At 74.8% G+C, this 16,802-nt stretch carries 14 protein-coding genes; 5 read left to right on the forward strand and 9 right to left on the reverse strand.

What is annotated here, in order from left to right; genetic code table 11:
• From ACFQ8E_RS14510 to ACFQ8E_RS14520, 3 genes are all read right to left on the reverse strand, one after another.
• On the reverse strand, positions 1-683 hold a 683-nt coding region (locus ACFQ8E_RS14510; RefSeq protein WP_430551271.1), incomplete at its 3' end, for a glycosyltransferase family 4 protein.
• A gap of 11 nt (positions 684-694) precedes the next feature.
• Positions 695-1,978, reverse strand: a complete 1,284-nt coding sequence (locus ACFQ8E_RS14515; protein ID WP_430551272.1) for a glycosyltransferase family 4 protein — start codon at positions 1,976-1,978, stop codon at positions 695-697.
• Positions 1,965-3,269, reverse strand: coding sequence for a glycosyltransferase family protein (locus ACFQ8E_RS14520; protein WP_430551273.1), 1,305 nt, complete (start codon positions 3,267-3,269; stop codon positions 1,965-1,967). Before ACFQ8E_RS14520 ends, ACFQ8E_RS14515 begins: the two co-directional genes overlap by 14 nt.
• Before the next feature lie 139 nt (positions 3,270-3,408).
• Here ACFQ8E_RS14520 and ACFQ8E_RS14525 point away from each other — a divergent pair, with 139 nt between their 5' ends.
• Positions 3,409-4,791 (forward strand): DUF4232 domain-containing protein, encoded by a 1,383-nt coding sequence (locus tag ACFQ8E_RS14525; RefSeq protein ID WP_430551274.1) that lies wholly within the window; start codon positions 3,409-3,411, stop codon positions 4,789-4,791.
• Positions 4,792-4,795: 4 nt separating this feature from the next.
• Here ACFQ8E_RS14525 and ACFQ8E_RS14530 read toward each other — a convergent pair whose 3' ends face one another.
• The 3 genes from ACFQ8E_RS14530 to ACFQ8E_RS14540 form a co-directional block, all read right to left on the reverse strand.
• Positions 4,796-5,371, reverse strand: a complete 576-nt coding sequence (locus ACFQ8E_RS14530; protein ID WP_430551275.1) for a hypothetical protein — start codon at positions 5,369-5,371, stop codon at positions 4,796-4,798.
• A 47-nt stretch (positions 5,372-5,418) separates the two neighbouring features.
• Positions 5,419-7,404 carry a LamG-like jellyroll fold domain-containing protein gene (locus tag ACFQ8E_RS14535; RefSeq protein WP_430551276.1) on the reverse strand — a complete coding sequence of 662 codons (1,986 nt, stop codon included), beginning with the start codon at positions 7,402-7,404 and terminating at the stop codon, positions 5,419-5,421.
• A 154-nt stretch (positions 7,405-7,558) separates the two neighbouring features.
• The gene (locus ACFQ8E_RS14540) at positions 7,559-9,409 is read right to left on the reverse strand and encodes a cytochrome c biogenesis protein DipZ (RefSeq protein WP_430551277.1); all 1,851 of its coding nucleotides are present in this window, start codon (positions 9,407-9,409) and stop codon (positions 7,559-7,561) included.
• A 129-nt stretch (positions 9,410-9,538) separates the two neighbouring features.
• On the opposite strand from ACFQ8E_RS14540, the gene ACFQ8E_RS14545 reads away from it, so the two are divergent.
• Positions 9,539-10,228 carry a fasciclin domain-containing protein gene (locus tag ACFQ8E_RS14545; protein ID WP_430551278.1) on the forward strand — a complete coding sequence of 230 codons (690 nt, stop codon included), beginning with the start codon at positions 9,539-9,541 and terminating at the stop codon, positions 10,226-10,228.
• A gap of 140 nt (positions 10,229-10,368) precedes the next feature.
• Here ACFQ8E_RS14545 and ACFQ8E_RS14550 read toward each other — a convergent pair whose 3' ends face one another.
• From ACFQ8E_RS14550 to ACFQ8E_RS14560, 3 genes are all read right to left on the reverse strand, one after another.
• A complete protein-coding gene (locus tag ACFQ8E_RS14550; protein WP_430551279.1) occupies positions 10,369-11,097 on the reverse strand; it encodes an anti-sigma factor domain-containing protein in 729 nt (242 codons plus the stop codon).
• Positions 11,090-11,662 (reverse strand): sigma-70 family RNA polymerase sigma factor, encoded by a 573-nt coding sequence (locus tag ACFQ8E_RS14555; protein WP_430551280.1) that lies wholly within the window; start codon positions 11,660-11,662, stop codon positions 11,090-11,092. The genes ACFQ8E_RS14550 and ACFQ8E_RS14555 overlap by 8 nt, the downstream gene beginning before the upstream one ends.
• 159 nt (positions 11,663-11,821) lie before the next feature.
• Entirely contained in the window at positions 11,822-12,889 is a 1,068-nt protein-coding gene (locus ACFQ8E_RS14560) for a 3-deoxy-7-phosphoheptulonate synthase (RefSeq protein WP_430551281.1), read from the reverse strand.
• A gap of 470 nt (positions 12,890-13,359) precedes the next feature.
• On the opposite strand from ACFQ8E_RS14560, the gene ACFQ8E_RS14565 reads away from it, so the two are divergent.
• The 3 genes from ACFQ8E_RS14565 (at position 13,360) to ACFQ8E_RS14575 (ending at position 16,761) form a co-directional block, all read left to right on the forward strand.
• Positions 13,360-13,857: an NUDIX domain-containing protein gene (locus tag ACFQ8E_RS14565; RefSeq protein ID WP_430551282.1), complete on the forward strand. Its 498-nt coding sequence runs from the start codon at positions 13,360-13,362 to the stop codon at positions 13,855-13,857.
• 30 nt (positions 13,858-13,887) lie between these two features.
• A complete protein-coding gene (locus ACFQ8E_RS14570; protein ID WP_430551283.1) occupies positions 13,888-14,274 on the forward strand; it encodes a DUF5655 domain-containing protein in 387 nt (128 codons plus the stop codon).
• Between the two features lie 168 nt (positions 14,275-14,442).
• Complete coding sequence (locus ACFQ8E_RS14575; RefSeq protein WP_430551284.1) at positions 14,443-16,761, forward strand: immune inhibitor A domain-containing protein; 2,319 nt, start codon at positions 14,443-14,445, stop codon at positions 16,759-16,761.
• Positions 16,762-16,802 lie beyond the last annotated feature (41 nt).

Raw genomic sequence — 16,802 nt, forward strand, 5'->3', positions numbered from 1 at the left:
CAGGACGCGTTCACGGGCGCCAGGGCGCCCTCCACTTCGGGAGGGATACGTCCGCGCGAAGAATGCGGCAGGGCGCGGCTGCTTCCGTCCGTGGCTGCCCGCGTGGAGGCCCGCGGGGTGATCCGGGCGGTGTCCACACCGTTCGCCAGCACGTGGACCTTGGCGGGGTGCTCGCCGGCGCGGTCGGCGGCCCAGGCCGCGACGGGACCGCTGACGGCGACGACGGCCGTCGCGGCACCGACGGCCGCGCGGGCGCAGCGCTCGGCTGCCGCCTCGTCGACGAGCTCGCGGTGGGTGCGCTGCTCGGCGACGAGCGGCGCGTTCACCTCCAGCACGCTGGGGACGCCGATGTCGCGCGCCCACGCCGTCGCGGCAGTGCCCCACAGGGAGTAGCGCTCATAGACCAGGTCGAGCGCCCCCTCGCCCGCGACGTCGCTGAGCACCTCGCGGACGAGTGCGTCCGCCTCTCGCAGCGCGATCTCGCGCTCCGCCGTCGACCGGGTCGGCGCCACCGGGACCTCGTGCACGACGACGTCCGACAGGTCGGTGGGGACGTCCCCGCCGGGGCGCGTCGTCACGACGTGCACCTCGGCGCCGGCGCGCACCAGCTCGCGCAGCACGGCCTGGACGTGCACGGACGACCCCTTGCGGCCGAACACCGGCACCCCTGGGTCGGAGCTCACGTACGCGACCCTCATGCCGCCCTCCCCTCCGCGACGGTGGCCGCCGCGCTCTCCAGCACGTCCAGCAGGCGGCGGGACGTGCCGACGACGTCGAACTCGGCCTCGATCAGCGCCCGCGCGCCGTCGGCGAGCCGCTGCGCCTCGCCGGGGTCGTCGAGCAGGGCGCCGAGCGCCGCGGCGAGCGCGGGGGCGTCGCCGGGCGGCACGAGCCGGCCGGTCGCGCCGTCGTGCACCGCCTCGGGGATGCCGGTGACCGGCGTCGAGACGACGGGGGTGCCGAGGGCCATCGCCTCCAGCAGCACGGTGGGCAGGCCGTCGCGGTTGCCGTCTGCGCCGAGCACGCACGGCGCGGCGAAGACGGCGGCACGCGCGACGACGTCGCGCACCAGGTCCTGCGGCAGCGGGCCGTGGAACGTCACGTGCTCCGCGCCGTCCCGCAGCAGGCCCAGCGCGGCGGCACGGTCGCGCAGTTCGGCCTCCTGCGGGCCGGACCCGACGAGGTCGAGGTGCACGTCACGGTTGTCCGCCACGAGGAGGGCGAGGGCGTCGAGGAGGTCGCCGAAGCCCTTCTTCTCCACGAGACGGCCGACGGCGCACACCCGCCCGGGCCGCCGCGGCGCCGTCGCGCGGGCGTACTCGTCGAGGTCGAGCCCGTTGTACACGCGCACGACGCCGCCTGCCGCCGGCCCGTAGGTGTCGCGCAGGTGGGCGAGGTTGTGGTCGCTCACGGTGACGACGGCGCGCGCGTCGGCGAGCTTCGTCCGCAGGTCGGCGGGGTCCACCGACTCGTGGAAGATGTCCTTCGCGTGCGCGGTGAACGTGTACCCGATCCCCAGGACGGCGGCGGCGAGCCGCGCGACCGTCGTCGCGACCGACCCGAAGTGCGCGTGCAGGTGGGTGAGCCCGGCGTCGTGCGCGGCCGTCGCCACCCACAGCGCCTGGACGGCGTCCTCCGGGTCCGCGGCGAGCAGGTCGGCGAGGGTGGCGGCCGGCAGGCCGCGGAGGTCGAGCCGGTCGTGGGCCCGGGCGAGCGCCGACCAGGCGTCCGCCGCGCGGGCCGCGCGCGGCACGAAGCGCACCGGCGCGGCGACGGCCGCGAGCGCCGCGTGGAACCGCGTGTCGACGGGCGCGCGCAGGGAGAAGATCTCGATCTCCACGCCCCGGCGCTCCAGGCCCCGCACCTCGTTGACGACGAACGTCTCCGAGAAGCGCGGGTACATCTTGGTCACGTAGCCGACGCGCGGGGTCGATGCCGTCGTCGAGGGAGTCCTGGGGGTGGTCTCAGGCCGTGGCACGGTGCTCCTCCTCCTGCTGGTCCTGCGGGTGCGGGGTGGCGGCCCCCGCGCGGGCGGGGGTCGCGAGGCGGTCGGCGAGCCCGACCACGAGCTCAGGGACGCGCGCCAGCCCGTCGAGGTCGACGTCGACCTCGGGCCGCCGGGGCGCGTCGTCGGCGGCGGTGCGGGCGAGCCAGGCGCCGACCCGCTCGGGGGTGATCGCGCCGACGAGGACGTCGAGCAGCCCGAGGTCGGCGAGCCGGCAGGCCCGCACGAGCTGCTCGGCGCGGGGGTGCGTGCGCGGCACGACCAGGCCGGGGCGGCCGGACGCGAGCAGCTCGCACACCGAGTTGTAGCCGCCCATGGTCACGACGGCGGCGGCGCCCTCGACGAGGGGGACGACGTCGCGGACGAACGCGTGCACCTCGAGGTCGTCGCGGCCGGAGGCGGCGGCGTCCAGCCGGTCGCGGGCGGCCTCCGGCAGGTACGGCCCGGTGACGAGCACTCCCCGGTGGCCCGCGGGCAGCGGCGCGGCGGCGAACGCCTCCGCGAGGGACGCGCCGTCCTGCCCGCCGCCGACCAGGCAGAGGACGTAGGGCGCGCCCTCGCGCACCGGCTCGTTGAGGGTCATGGACGCGCGACCGCGACCGAGGTATCCGGTGAGGGTCGTGGACGCGCGACCGCGACCGAGGTATCCGGTGAACACCGTGCGGGCGGCGATGTGGTCGGGTAGCGCGTACTCGGCGAGCGGGTCGTAGACGTGCGCGTCGCCGTACACCCACACCTCGTCGAAGAACCGCTCGACGACGGACGTGCTGCGCTGCTCGTGCCACTCGCGGACGGCGACCTCGGGGGTGTCGAGCACGTCGCGCAGCCCGAGCACGCACGCGGTCCCGCCCTCGCCGCGCAGCCGCCGCAGCGCGGGCAGCAGCTCACCGCCGACGCCGAGCGGCACCTTGTCCACCACGAGCACGTCGGGGCGGAACGCGGCGAGCGCGCCGTCGAGCACGCCCGCCCGGACACGGACGACGTCGTCCAGCGTGCCGCCCCAGGCGCGTGGGCCGTAGCCCCGGTCCGGGTCCTTGCCGACGCGGGGCAGCGTCACGACCTCCGTGCGCTCCGGCAGCGGCAGGCTCGTCGCCTCCCGCGCGCCGGACAGGAGGAGGACGTCGACGTCCGGGTCGGCGTCCACCACCGCGCGCGCCAGCAGCGACGTGCGCCGCACGTGGCCGAGGCCCTGCGTGTCGTGGGAGTAGAACGCGACCCGGCGTCGCGCCGGGAGCTCGGGTTCGACCGCTGATATCTGTCGCACCCTGGTCACCCTGCGGAGGTTGCCTGAGTCACGGATGAGGCGACCATGAGGGGGTTCTCATCCGGACGGGCGCAGCATCTGCACAGGGCACGCCCAGGTCCGCCGCTCACCCGTCCCGCGGGTCTGGCACGCTCCCGTCGTGACCCGACGACGCATCTTCGTGCTGGTGAGCGCCCTGATCGTGGCCGCCGCGCTCGCGGCTCTCGTCGTCGTCTGGCGCCCCTGGGACCCCGTGCCGGACGAGCTGCGCGCGGCCGCCAGCCGGGTAGCCGACCTCCCCGGCGTCGTCTCCGCTGAGGTCACCGGCTACGAGGTGGCCTTCCGCGACGCGAAGGACGGCGACGTCGCCCTCGCGACGGTCGACGTCGTGCTGGACGACGGACTCTCCCCCGAGGCCGCGAGCGCGGCCGCCGCGCGGGCGGACGGTCTGCTCGCGGCGACGCGGGTCGACGGGGTGCGCACGCTGTCCCGCACCACGGCGGTGCACACCGGCGACCCGCGGACCGCGCACGGCGTCGAGGTCTACCCGCTGACCGCGTGGGTGACCGAGGACGGCGACGCGTCCTCCGTCGCTGACGCCGTCGTCCTCCGCCGTGCGGGCGCGACGACGGTGAGCGGCGTCAGCGCGGAGGCGGCCGACGGAGAGGGACTCGTGCGGCTGGCGGAGGAGGCCGCGGAGCACAAGATCGCCGCGTCGCTCGGCACCGCCGACGACGCCGTGCGGTACGACGCCTCCGGGCGCGTCCCCGTGGTGGCGGCCGCGCGGCTGGCCGTCGACGCGGCCGGGCGGCCAGGCGTGGCGTCGGTCGTCGTGCACGCGGGGTTCCCCCCGGGCACGACGGCGGCGGACGACACCGCGCTGACGCTCCAGGTCGGCCTCGCCGGGCCGACGTCGTCCCCCGAGGCGGGCGGCGTCGCGCGCTGGCTCGACGACCCCGCCCGCGACGCCGGGGGCCGCCACCTCGCGTACACGCTCACCGAGCCGGGCTACGCCGCGCGCGTCGACGGCTGGGTCGCGGCCGCGCCGCCCCCGACGCCCGAGGAGCACACCGTGCCGCTGCCCGCGGGCGTCGGGGCGTGGCCGGCCGACGACGACGCCCCGGCCTGCGCGGGCGACGACCTCCGCCTCACCCTCGGTACGCCGGACGCCGCGGCCGGCGGCCGGTATCTCGCCGTGCTCGCCGAGAACGTGTCCGGGCGGCCGTGCGCCCTCGACGGCGTGCCGCGGCTGACCTTCCGGGACGCCGACGGCGAGCCGCAGGACGACGTCACGACCGAGCCGTCCGCGCCCGGAGTCGTCGCGGGCCGCGTCGTCGTGCCGGCGGGCGAGCGCGCGCTGGCCACCGTGCAGTGGCGGGCCATGTCGACGGCGAGCGACCCGGACGTCACCACGACGGTGGACGTCGTCGCCGTCCCGGACGGAGATCCGGTCCCGCTGGTCCCGACCGCCGAGCTCGACGTGCTCGACGGCGCCGAGGTGCGCGTCGGCCCGTGGGCGCAGGGGGCTGAAGGCTGGTCGTGAGGCGTCACGCACCTCGACCGGTGCGAACGCACAGCTCCGTGATCTCGTGCTGGAACTGTCCCGAGTCGAGGTCGAGGTCGCTGATCCACAGCATCTTCTCGAGCTGGACATCCGTCTCCCGCGCGATCCCGAGCGAACGGACGCGGACCGGCGCGTGCTCGATCCCCGTGCGCATGCCCGCCGGGCCGCCACGATTCGCGTCCGCGTCCAGCCGCCCCCAGGGACCCACGACCCACATCGCCACCTCACGGGCGGGCGGGATCTCGACCGTCTCGGTCGTGCCGGGCGGCGGGCCGTCCGACGGGTCGAACGCGAAGTCGTCCCGCGGGTCGGCGGCGACCGCGCCGAACCGGAAGACGTCGGGCAGCAGGCTCGTCACGGTGATCGGCCAGCGGGCGTCGTTGCGGACGGTCTGCACGACGGCGACGTCCTGGTCCGCGGCGAAGAGCGCCCAGAAGCCCTCATCCGGGTACGTGCACTCGTCCCTGTAGCCGGCGCCCGACGAATACATCGACCCGAGCTCGACGTCGGCGCTCGCCGACAGCCCCCACCACCCGCCGATGGCCGCGGCCGCCAGCACCGCCGCTCCGACGGCCGCAACGGTCGAACGCCGGACCCGCCGTGCGCTCACATCGCCCCGAAGCACCAGCGCCGGATCTTCGACTCGTCCTGCACGGAGTCGAGCACGCGGACGCCGTCCACGGCGCCGCGCCAGGCGCCGCCGCCGACGGTGATCGGCCCGGACGGCGCGGCCGTGAGCGGCCCTGCCTGCGCCCGTCCGGACCGTACGGGCGCCCCCATCCCGGTGAGGGAGCAGGTCCACAGGTCGACGGCGCCCGTCGCGGCGTTCCGCATCCCCGCGAGGAAGACCCAGCTGCCGGGCTCGGGGGCGACACCGGACACCGCTGTCGTCGACGTTCCGCCGTCACCGGTGGCGACCGAGAACGCCCAGCAGGTGCCGGTCGCCGACGTGCAGGAGTCGTCGGCGACGGTGCCGAGCGTGAAGCCCGGCCGTCCGTCCTCCCCCTGTGTGACGACGGACGCGGTGGCGCCGTCGGCGTCGGGCCGCACGAACGCCGCCACGGTGACGTTGCCCGCCGCGTCGACGACAGCGCCGTCGGTCGCCGCCACGTCGGAGTCGGCGTCGAAGGTCAGCGCGCCGTCGCCCGGGACGCCCCAGGGACCGGGCGACCACAGGTCCGTGCCGGACAGGTTGAGCGCGTTGCCACCGCCGAGGGTGCTGCCCGCCGTCGTCCCCGCGAGCTCGTCGAACCACCAGGTCGCACCGCGGGCCACGGGGTAGGCGACCACGAACCGGTACTCCCGCCGCGGGCCCACGTTCCCCGCGGCATCCACCGCCTGGGCGTACAGGACGGTCGGGCCGGCATAGCTCGGCGTGAGCTCGACGACCTCCCCCGGCTGCGCGCGGTCGAACAGGGCGTCACCCACGGTCGAGTACTGCACGTAGGCCACGTCGTCGGAGCCCGGCACGTCGAACCGGAACCCGCCGGTCATCCCGACCCCGCCCGCGGTCCCGTCCTCGAGGTAGACGGCGGGGTACCCCTCGACCGGGGTGACGACGGTCTCGCCGGGTGCCGTCACGTCCACCGTCAGCTCGCAGCCGACCGGCTCCGTGACGTCGCCGCTCGGCAGCACCGCCTGCGCCGTCCACCCGTACGTCCCGCCCTCGGCGAGGACACCGTCCGGGACCTTGACGGAGTGGGTCACCCCCGACACCCGCGGCGTGGTCGGGACCGACCGCCACAGCTCGTCGCCCGTCGCGAGGTCGCGCACGGCGAACTCGGCGCTCATCGAGGACGGGAACGGCTCGCGCGCGTTGGAGAGCTCGGCCACCAGGGTCGGCGTCGTCGAGCGGACCGCCGGGCGGTCGTCGCCCGCCGCGCACGACGTCTCCGGCCGGACTGTGCCCAGCGCGACGACGGTGTCCGTCGCCCGCAGCTCGACGGTCAGGGTCGCGTCGGGGCCGAAGGCTGCCCGACCGCAGCCCCGGCAGTCCTCGTCCGCCGCGGCGAGGCCGAACGCCAGCGGGCCGCCGGAGCGCACGGCCTGTCCCACGGCCCGGGTGACGTCGACGTCGACGCGCCGGTCGCCGCCGCAGCCCGCGCCTGAGAGGTCCGCGCCTGTGGACCTCCACCCGGGCGTCGAAGCGGACCACGTCGTCGCCACGGTCACGGCCGGCACCGCGTGCACCCGGACGTCGTCGATCCCGCACGCCTGGTCACGGCCCACCGGGAGCGACAGCGTCGCGGCGACCAGCACACCGTCGGCCAGCGCGGCCGGGTCGCCGAGGTCCCCGAAGTCGTAGGCCACGCGCTGCACCCCGCGCGCAGGGCAGCCCCGCCCGCCCTCGCCGACGCACTGCCCGACGACACGGTCGCCGTCGAACCCGAAGCCCGCCGTGCTGGTCGGGGCGCCGCTGCGCAGCGCCGTCCATGCGAGCGGGCCGGACTCGAGGACCACCTGCCCGCTCGGTACCTCCGTCGTCTCGAGCTGTGGTGCGGCACCGGGTGAGGCCGTCGCCGTCGTGGCGCCTCCCGTCAGCACGAGTCCAGCAAGGGCGAGCGTTGCCAGGAGCTGACGTCGTCGAACCACCGTTGACCACCGTTCGTCGTCCTCGACGCGACCAGCGCAGGTCGCCCGGACCGTCGCATCTCGGACAAGTCCGACCGAAAGGTAGCGGATCCTGTCGCCCCAGCGAACCGCAGGACCTGTTTTTCACCCGCTCGCACCAACCCCGGCGCGGCCCTCAGCCGAACGTGAACGTGTAGACCGCGATGCCGTCGGGCACGTCGAGCTCCACGATCCCGTCGGTCTGCCCGTCGCCGCGCAGCACGTCGTACAGGGTGGGGTTGCCGGCCACGTCGATCTCGCGCTCGGCGCGCACGCTGCCGTCGTCGGCGAGCACGCGGGCGGTGACCGTCCCCTCGCCGCCCAGGACCGCGAACACGTCGGTCGAGCGGTAGGCGAGGCGGAGGGTGGCGTCGTCGGAGGCCGCCGTCGCGCCCTGGAAGTCGACCTCCCACGTGCCGCCGAGGGAGAACGTGTCCGTCGGCTGCTCGTCCGGGTGCTCGTAGTCCTGCTTCCCCGAGCCGTACTCCGGGCCGCCGGAGTAGTTGAACACCTTGTTGAGGGCGAGGTACGTCTCCGGCGTCGTCTCCTCGCCGGGCGTCGTGTCCGCGACGTCGGTGGCGGGCGGCAGCTCGACGTCCGGGTCGGCGGCGCGCAGCAGGTCGCGGACGTGCTGCTCGGTGACGCCGTAGTCGCCCTCGCCGTGCTTGATGTACCGGACAGTCCCCTCGGCGTCGATCAGGTACTCGGCGGGCCAGTAGCGGTTCCGGTACGTCGTCCAGGTCGAGTACGAGTTGTCCTGCGCGATCGGGTACTCGACGCCGAGGTCGCGGGCGCCGGCGACGACGTTGCGCGTCTCGCGCTCGAAGGCGAACTCCGGCGTGTGCACGCCGATCACCTCGAGGCCGGCGTCCCGGTAGGCGTCGTACCAGGCGCTCACGTGCGGGATGGCCCGCTGGCAGTTGATGCAGGAGTACGTCCAGAAGTCGATCAGCACCACCTTGCCGCGCAGGTCGGCCAGGTCCAGCGCCGCACCGTCCGGGGTGTTGAGCCACCGGGTGATGCCGGTGAGCGGCGGCGCGGTGCCGCAGTCGGCCAGCTCCGCCGACCCGTTGGAGCACTTCGAGAGCTCGCGGTTGGCGTCCGTGACGATCCCGCCCAGGTCGAGCGCGTCCTGCACGGAGGCGTTCTCGTCCACCTGCTGCTGCAGCGCCCCGGTGTAGTCCGGCAGCGCGCGCTGCAGCTGCTGGGGCAGGTTCAGCGCGAGCGCCCCCGCGAGCAGGAGGACGACGACGCCGCCCGTGACCCGGATGCCGCGCTGGTGTCGCCGGAACGCCGAGACCCGTTCGGCGACGCGCCGTCCGGCGAGCGCGAAGACCAGCAGCGGCACCGCCGCGCCGACGGCGAACGACACCGTGAGGGCCACCGTCCCCGGCCCGATGTCTCCCGTCGCGCCCGCGACCGTGATCGCCGCGAGGACCGGGCCCGCACACGGCACGTAGAGCACCCCCAGCCCGAGGCCGAGCACGAACGCGCCCCGGTCCTGTCCGGCCGCGCGGCGCGACCCGAGCGACGCGAGCCGCAGGAAGGGCCGCTCCAGCACCTCCTCGAACCGCGGCACAATCATCCCCACCCCGAGGGCCGCGAGCAGCACGATGCCCACCCAGCGCAGCAGGTCCTGCGGCAGCCCGAGCGCGCCGAGGACCAGCGAGCCCAGCAGCGTCATCGTGCTGAAGCTCAGCACCAGCCCGGCGATCACGAGGTAGGGCCGCCACGACCGCGCACGGCGCCGGGCGGGCCGGTCCGCCAGTCCGACGGCGGGGGCTCCCTCGCCCGCCGTCGCGACGCCGGTCTCGACCTGCCCGCCCGCGCCCGCGTGCACCGCCGTCGGCACGTCGAAGCGCAGCGCCGGCTCGCGGGCGCCCTGCACCCCGCCGGCGAAGAAGATCACCGGGAGCATGGGCAGGATGCACGGCGAGATGCCGGTGATGAGGCCACCGAGCAGGCCGATCAGGACCAGGGTCTCCATGCCCGTCGTTCGGAACCGAGGGGCCGGCGGATGGGATCGCCGACGACACCCATCCGGTGCGCCGCCCACTCCGAACCCCCGGACGAGCGCCCCGGGACCGGAGGGGCGACGACGCAAGGAGAGAGAACGATGAACGTCCGCACTCGTACCCGCACCGCCGCCGCCGCCGGCTTCGCCACCCTGGCCCTGCTCGGGCTCGCGGCCTGTTCGTCCGACTCCGGCGCCGACGCCGGGTCCGGCTCCGAGGAGACGATGACGGAGGAGTCGCCGATGGCCTCCGAGGAGCCGTCGGAGGCCATGAGCGACGACATGTCCGCCGACCCGGCGGCGAACCTCGTCGGCCCGGGCTGCGACGCCTACGCCGAGCAGGTGCCCGACGGCGCCGGCTCCATCACGGGCATGTCGACCGACCCGGTCGCCGTGGCCGCGTCCAACAACCCGATGCTGAAGACCCTCACGCAGGCCGTCAGCGGCGAGCTCAACCCCGACGTCGACCTGGTCGACACGCTCAACGGCGGCGAGTTCACCGTGTTCGCGCCGGTCGACGACGCGTTCGGGAAGGTGGACCAGGAGACCCTCGACACCCTCTCCACCGACGCCGACCTCCTGACCACGGTGCTCACCTACCACGTGGTGCCCGGCCAGATCCTGCCCGAGGACATCGTCGGGGAGCACGAGACCGTCCAGGGCGACACCCTCGAGGTCACCGGCTCCGGCGACGAGCTCAAGGTCAACGACGCCAACGTCGTCTGCGGGGGCGTCATGACGCAGAACGCCACCGTCTACCTCGTCGACTCGGTGCTGATGCCGCCGATGTGACGCCGCGCCGGGGACACCGGTCGTCCGTCACGAGGCTCGCAGGGCCGCCGCACGCAGGGGGTGCGGCGGCCCTTCGGCGTGCATGGAACGGGGTGCGGAGACAGACGTGCGGGGACCTCGTGCGGACCGGTGTCCGCGGGTCAGGACTCGATCGCCAGCACGGGGTCGGTGGTCGGCTGCGCCGAGCCGCCCGCCGGCTCCAGCGTCACGGCGACCACGTGCCCGGCGCCGCCCTCGACGAGCGCGCGCGACACGCCGCCGGAGGCCGTCGGCATCAGGCCCGCGGACACGGGCGTGTCGTCGGCGACGATCCACAGCTGCCAGTCGTGACCTTCGCCCGGGGCGGGCATGCCCTCGGCGGAGACCAGGACGTCGCCGCCCGAGACCAGGGCGGTGGCCTCGCCGCCGCCCTCCACGGGCGCCGTGACGAGGCGCGCCTCCGGGTCGGCGAGCATCTGCGCGACCCGGTCGGCCTGCGCCTCCAGCCGGACAGCCTCGCGGTGCTCCTGGACGGCGATCGTGGTCGGCACGGCGACCGCGACCACCGCGGCCGCCGCGGCGGCGACCAGGCCCCAGCGGCGGCGCGGCCGGACGGCGGGCGTCGCCGGCGCGCCGGGGGCCGCGCCACGTGCCGCGGCCTGCGGCATGCCGGCCACCCGGGCGAGCACGGCGTCGCGCACGTGCGCGGGCGGCTCGTGCTCCACCGCGAACGCGGCGACGACGTCCTGGTACTCGTCGAGGGCACGCCGCGCGTCGGGGTCGGACTCCAGCAGCCGCTCGACGGCGCGGCGCTCGAGGTCGTCCACGGCGTCGAGGGCGTACGCGGGGAGCAGGTCCCAGGCGTCGCGCGTGGCGTCGTCGTCAGCCACGGGCCACCCCCAGGCAGTCGCGCAGGCGGCCGAGGCCGTCGCGGATCCGGCTCTTGACGGTGGGCAGCGCGGCGCCGAGCCGCTCCGCGACCTCCCGGTACGTGCGGCCCCCGTAATAGGCCTCGACGACCGCCTCCCGCTGGGTCGCGGTCAGCGAGTCGAGGCAGCGGCGCACGGCCGCCCCCTCGAGCCGTCGCTCGACGTCCTCGATCACGACGTCGCGGGGGGCGCCGGCGACGGACGCGTCGACGTCCCGCTGGTCGCGGTCGCGTCGCGCCTGCTCGGCGCGCACCCGGTCGACGGCGCGCCGCCGGGCGAGCGTCGCGACCCAGGTGCGCGCGGAGGCGCGCGCCGGGTCGAACCTGGCTGCGGTCTGCCACACCTCCACCATCACCTCCTGGGTCACCTCGGCGGCGTGGTCGGGGTCGCGCAGCACGCCGAGCGCCGTCCCGTGCGCGACGGGGGCGAGCGCGTCGTAGACCGGACCGAACGTGGCCGGGTCCGCGCCGACGCACGCCACCAGGGCGGCGTCGGCCGACCTCGGAGGCGTCGTGGCTGGCGGCACCTGGCCAGTCTGCCGCACCGGCCCGGCCGGATCGATCGCCATCCGCTCCCCGCGTGTCCGGTCCCGGACCGTCCGGGACACCTCAGGTTCGACGCCGGCGGCCCCGTGGATGGGTCGGTGCCGTGTGCCGCGCGTCACGCCGCACGCACGACGGCCCGATCAGGCCTCGCGGCGCGCGCGGACGGCGGCGGCCAGCGTTCCCAGCAGGTCCGCCGTGGTGTCCCAGTCGAGGCAGGAGTCGGTGACGGACTGGCCGTAGACGAGCCCGTCGAGCGGCCCCGGCTTCTGCGCGCCCGCCACGAGGAAGCTCTCCATCATGAGGCCGGTGACGTCCCGCTCGCCGTCGGCGACGCGCGCCGCGAGCTCGCGCACGACCTCGGCCTGCCGCACGTGGTCCTTGCCCGAGTTGCCGTGCGACGCGTCCACCACGACGCCCGCCTCCACCGCCCCGCCGAGGCCGGACGTGCGCGCCACCGCCAGCGCGTCCGCCACGTCCTTCTCCGAGTAGTTCGGGCCGCCGCGCCCGCCGCGCAGGATGACGTGGCAGTCCGGGTTGCCGGTCGTCTCGACGGCGGCCGCCCGCCCCTCGGCGTCCGCCCCGAAGAAGGTGTGCTCGCTCGCCGCCGTGATGCAGCCGTCGACGGCGATCTGCACGTCGCCGTCCGTCGCGTTCTTGAAGCCGACCGGCATCGACAGCCCCGACGCCAGCTGCCGGTGCACCTGCGACTCCGCGTTGCGCGCGCCGATCGCGCCCCAGGTCACGGCGTCGGCGATGTACTGCGGGCTGGTGGGCTCCAGGAACTCGCACGCGGCGGGCACGCCTGCGTCGAGCACGCCCAGCAGCACCTCGCGCGCCAGGCGCAAGCCGTGGTGCACGTCGTGGGAGCCGTCCAGGTGCGGGTCGTTGATGAGGCCCTTCCAGCCGACCGTGGTGCGCGGCTTCTCGAAGTACACCCGCATCACGACGACCAGGTCGTCGGACAGCTCACGCGCCACCGGCGCCAGGCGGCGGGCGTAGTCGAGGGCGGCCGCCGGGTCGTGCACGGAGCACGGGCCGACGATGACGAGGAGCCGGTCGTCCTCGCCGCGCAGGACGTCGCGCACCTCGCGGCGGGACGTCGTCACGAGGTCGCTGCGCGGGGTGCCGAGCGGCAGCTCCGCCCGCATGACGCCGGGCGCGGGCAGCGGGTCGAGCGCGCGGACCCGCAGGTCGGAGGTCTCTGCCATCAGGTCAGTATGCGGCCGGGCGGGTTCGGACGGCGCGGTGCGGTCGGTGGCTGCGGGGGTGGCGCTGGTGGCGGTGCTCATCGCGGGGCTCCTGGAGGGTGTCGGCGGCAGGGCGGTCGGGGGGTGGAGGCTCGGCGTCGTCGTCGCGGCGACTGCTCGATCCGTGGTCCATGCCCGACCGGAGCGGCCCGTCTGACGACGAAGGGCCCCGGACGCACGATGCGTCCCAGGCCCTGTGCTGGCTCCGGAGTAGTCGTCGGTCAGGCGTCAGCCCGCCGAGCTCCTACCGGAGCCGGCGTAAAGCGCCAATACCAACGGGTGTCCACGACGAGGACGGTACGTCGCCGTCCCCGCCTCCGTCCACTCGCGTCCACCATCCGGTCCGGCAGCCCGGTCCGGCAGCCCGGTCCGGCAGCCCGGTCCTCCAGCCCGGTCCGGCGACACCGGGCGGACCCTCGTAGTGTCGACGCATGCCGGTGCCCGACTTCGTCTCCGCCCTGCGCTCCCACGTCGGCCACGACCTGCTGTGGCTGCCGGGGGTGTCCGCCGTCGTGCTCGACGACGACGGCCGGCTGCTGCTCGGCCGCCGCGCCGACAACGGCCTGTGGGCGGTGGTGTCCGGGATCCTCGAGCCGGGCGAGGACCCGGCCGTCGGCCTGGCCCGCGAGGTGCTCGAGGAGACGGGCGTCGACGTCGTCGTCGACGCGCTCGTGGCGGTCACCGTCACCCCGCCGGTCGAGTACCCGAACGGCGACCGGTCGCAGTACCTCGACCTGTGCTTCCTGTGCCGGGCGGCGAGCCCTGCCGCCGCCGCGCGGGCCCACGTCGCCGACGACGAGTCCACCGACGTCGCGTGGTTCGCGCCCGACGACGTCCCGGCGGACCTCGCACCGTCGTCCGCGGAGCGGCTGGGACACGCCCTCGGCTGGCTCGCCGCCGGCTCCGGGGCCCCGTACTTCGTGCGCTGACCGTCCGCCCGCCCCGAGAGGAAGGCGCCCGTGCCGACCCCCGCCACCCCGTCCACCCCCGAGGAGCTGTTCGCGCACTCCCCCGCGGGCCTGGCGATCTGTCGGGCGTTCGCGGACCTCGTCGCGGACGTGACGGGCGACGACGTCACGACGCGCACCACGAGGACGCAGGTCGCGTTCCGCCGCCGGCGCGGGTTCGCGTTCGTCTGGCCGCCGTGGGTGGGGGTCCGCGACCACGTCGACGCGCCCGCCGTCGTCACGTTCGTCCTCCCGCGCGAGGACCGCTCCCCGCGCGTGACGCAGGTGGTGCACCCGACGTCGAGGGCGTGGACGCACCACGTCGAGGTCCACGACGCGGCCGAGCTGGACGACGAGGTCGCCGCCTGGGTGCGCGAGGCGTACGACGCCGCGGGCTGAGCACGTCCGTCCCGGTCCGCGACACGTGCCCCCGTTCGTCTCGCGGGTGAAACGTGGAAGTGGTTATGTGTGCCCCGCCACAGTTTGCTCGGGCGCACCGACGCGCCCCCGCACGACGGTGCCCGGCCCCCACGGCCGGGTCGCTCCGACACCCCTGGAGGAAAAACCGTGAGAGCACGCACCACGAGCGCGTTCGGCGCAGCGGGAGCCCTGCTGACCGCCGCCGTCCTCGTTCCCGGCATCGCGGCGTCGGCGTCCTCGGCGCCCGCGCCCGACGCCCCACCGTCCGACCCCGCGGCGCACGTCAAGGAGGACGACCGTCCCGACCCGCTGGCGGAGAAGCGCACCGCGCTCAAGCAGGAGGCCGTCGACCGCGTCGCCATGGGTGACGCCACCGTGCAGACGCTGGGCAAGGGCGCCCACACGTCGAAGTCGGTGAAGGTCGGCAAGAACCAGTGGGTCGAGTACGAGACCGAGCAGACGGCGCAGCTGCTCACGTTCCTGGTCGACTTCGGCGGCCAGGCCGACCCGCGCTTCCCCGACGCCCCGCAGACCGGGCCGGAGCACAACGAGATCCCGGAGCCCACGCGCAGCGACAACTCCACCTACTGGGAGGAGAACTTCTCCCAGGAGCACTACAAGGAGATGTTCTTCACCGGGCTGGAGGACCAGAACGGCGAGTCGTTCGCCGGCGTCTACGACGAGATGTCGTCGGGCCGGTTCGACCTGCAGGGCGACGTGTCCGACTGGGTGACCGTGCCGTACAACTCGGCGTCGTACGGGCAGACCGAGTCGAACACGGACATGACGCGGTTCGTGCAGGACTCGGCCGACGCCTGGTACGCGGACCAGGTCGCGCAGGGCAAGACGGCCGAGGAGATCGACGAGTACCTGCAGTCGTTCGACGTCTGGGACCGCTACGACATCGACGGCGACGGGATCTTCGACGAGCCGGACGGCTACATCGACCACTTCCAGGCCATCCACGCGGGCGAGGGCGAGGAGGCCGGCGCCCCGGAGTCGGCCATCTGGTCGCACCGGTGGGCGGTCAACCCGCTGGGCACCAACGGCCCGGCCGGGTTCCCGAAGGTCGGCGGCATCAAGATCGGCGACTCCGACATCTGGATCCGTGACTACACGACGGAGCCGGAGAACGGCGGGCTCGGCGTCTTCGCGCACGAGTTCGGCCACGACCTCGGTCTGCCCGACTACTACGACACCGAGGGCGGCGAGAACGGCACCGGCTTCTGGAACCTCATGAGCTCGGGCTCCTGGCTGGGCCACGGCGACGGCACCATCGGCACCACGCCGAACCACATGGGCGCCACGGAGAAGATGTTCCTCGGCTGGCTCGACTACGCCACCGTCGACCAGGGCGAGCGCGCCACCGTCAAGCTCGGCCCGTCGTACCACGCGACGACGAAGCCGCAGGCGGTCGTGGTGAACCTGCCGGACGGCGTCAAGGACGTCGACCTCGGCGTCGACCCGTACGACGGGCAGTTCGCCTACTCCGGCACCGGCAGCAACGCGAACTACACGCTCACGTCGCCGTCGTTCACCGTGCCCGACGGGGCGTCCCTCACCGCCAAGGTGCAGTACGCCATCGAACCGGGCTACGACCACGCGTTCGCGGAGGTCTCGACCGACGGCGGCTCCAGCTGGACCCCGCTGGCGACCAACCTCTCCGACGAGGACGCGAACGGCGGCATCTCGGGCGACTCGGGCAAGAAGTGGGTGGACCTCACCGCCGACCTCGCTGACTACGCCGGCCAGGACGCGCAGATCCGCTTCCGCTACCAGAGCGACGGCGGCCTCAACCTGCTGGGCCTCACGGTCGACGACGTGGCCGTGGGCGACGCGCTGACCGAGGACTTCGCCGACGGGTTCGCGGACTGGACGAACGACGGCTTCCACGTCATCGGCGCGGACGGCACCTACGAGGTCGAGTACTCGCACTACTACGTGGCGGAGAACCGGCAGTACGCCGGCTACGACTCGACCCTGAAGACCGGGCCGTACAACTTCGGCTGGACCTCGTCGAAGCCGAACACCGTGGAGCACTACCCGTACCAGGACGGCCTGCTGGTCTGGTACGCGAACAGCTTCTACGGCGACAACAACACGTCGCAGCACCCGGGCGGCGGGCAGGCCCTGCCGGTCGACGCGAACGCGCAGGCGCTGCGGTGGTCGGACGGCACGGTCGCCCGCAACCGCATCCAGGCGTTCGACGCGACGTTCGGCCTCGGCAAGTCCGACGCGTTCACCCTGCACCGGGAGACCGCGGCGGGTCTGACGACGCTGCGCACCTGGTCGAACAAGGCGGACAGCGTCTTCGACGACACCGACCCGAACGCCTACTACGACGCGACGAACCCCGGCGGGTCGGTCGTCGTCGGCGGCACGGGCACGAAGATCAAGGTCAAGGCCGTCAACGGCAAGAACGGCGTGATGACGGTGGACGTCACCACGCCGCGCAAGAAGGGCTGAACCTCACCACCCCGCAGACCTGTCAGGGCCACGTGCACCGC

This window comes from Isoptericola sp. NPDC056573, from assembly GCF_042793335.1.
In the GTDB taxonomy this organism is placed as follows: Bacteria; Actinomycetota; Actinomycetes; order Actinomycetales; family Cellulomonadaceae; genus Isoptericola.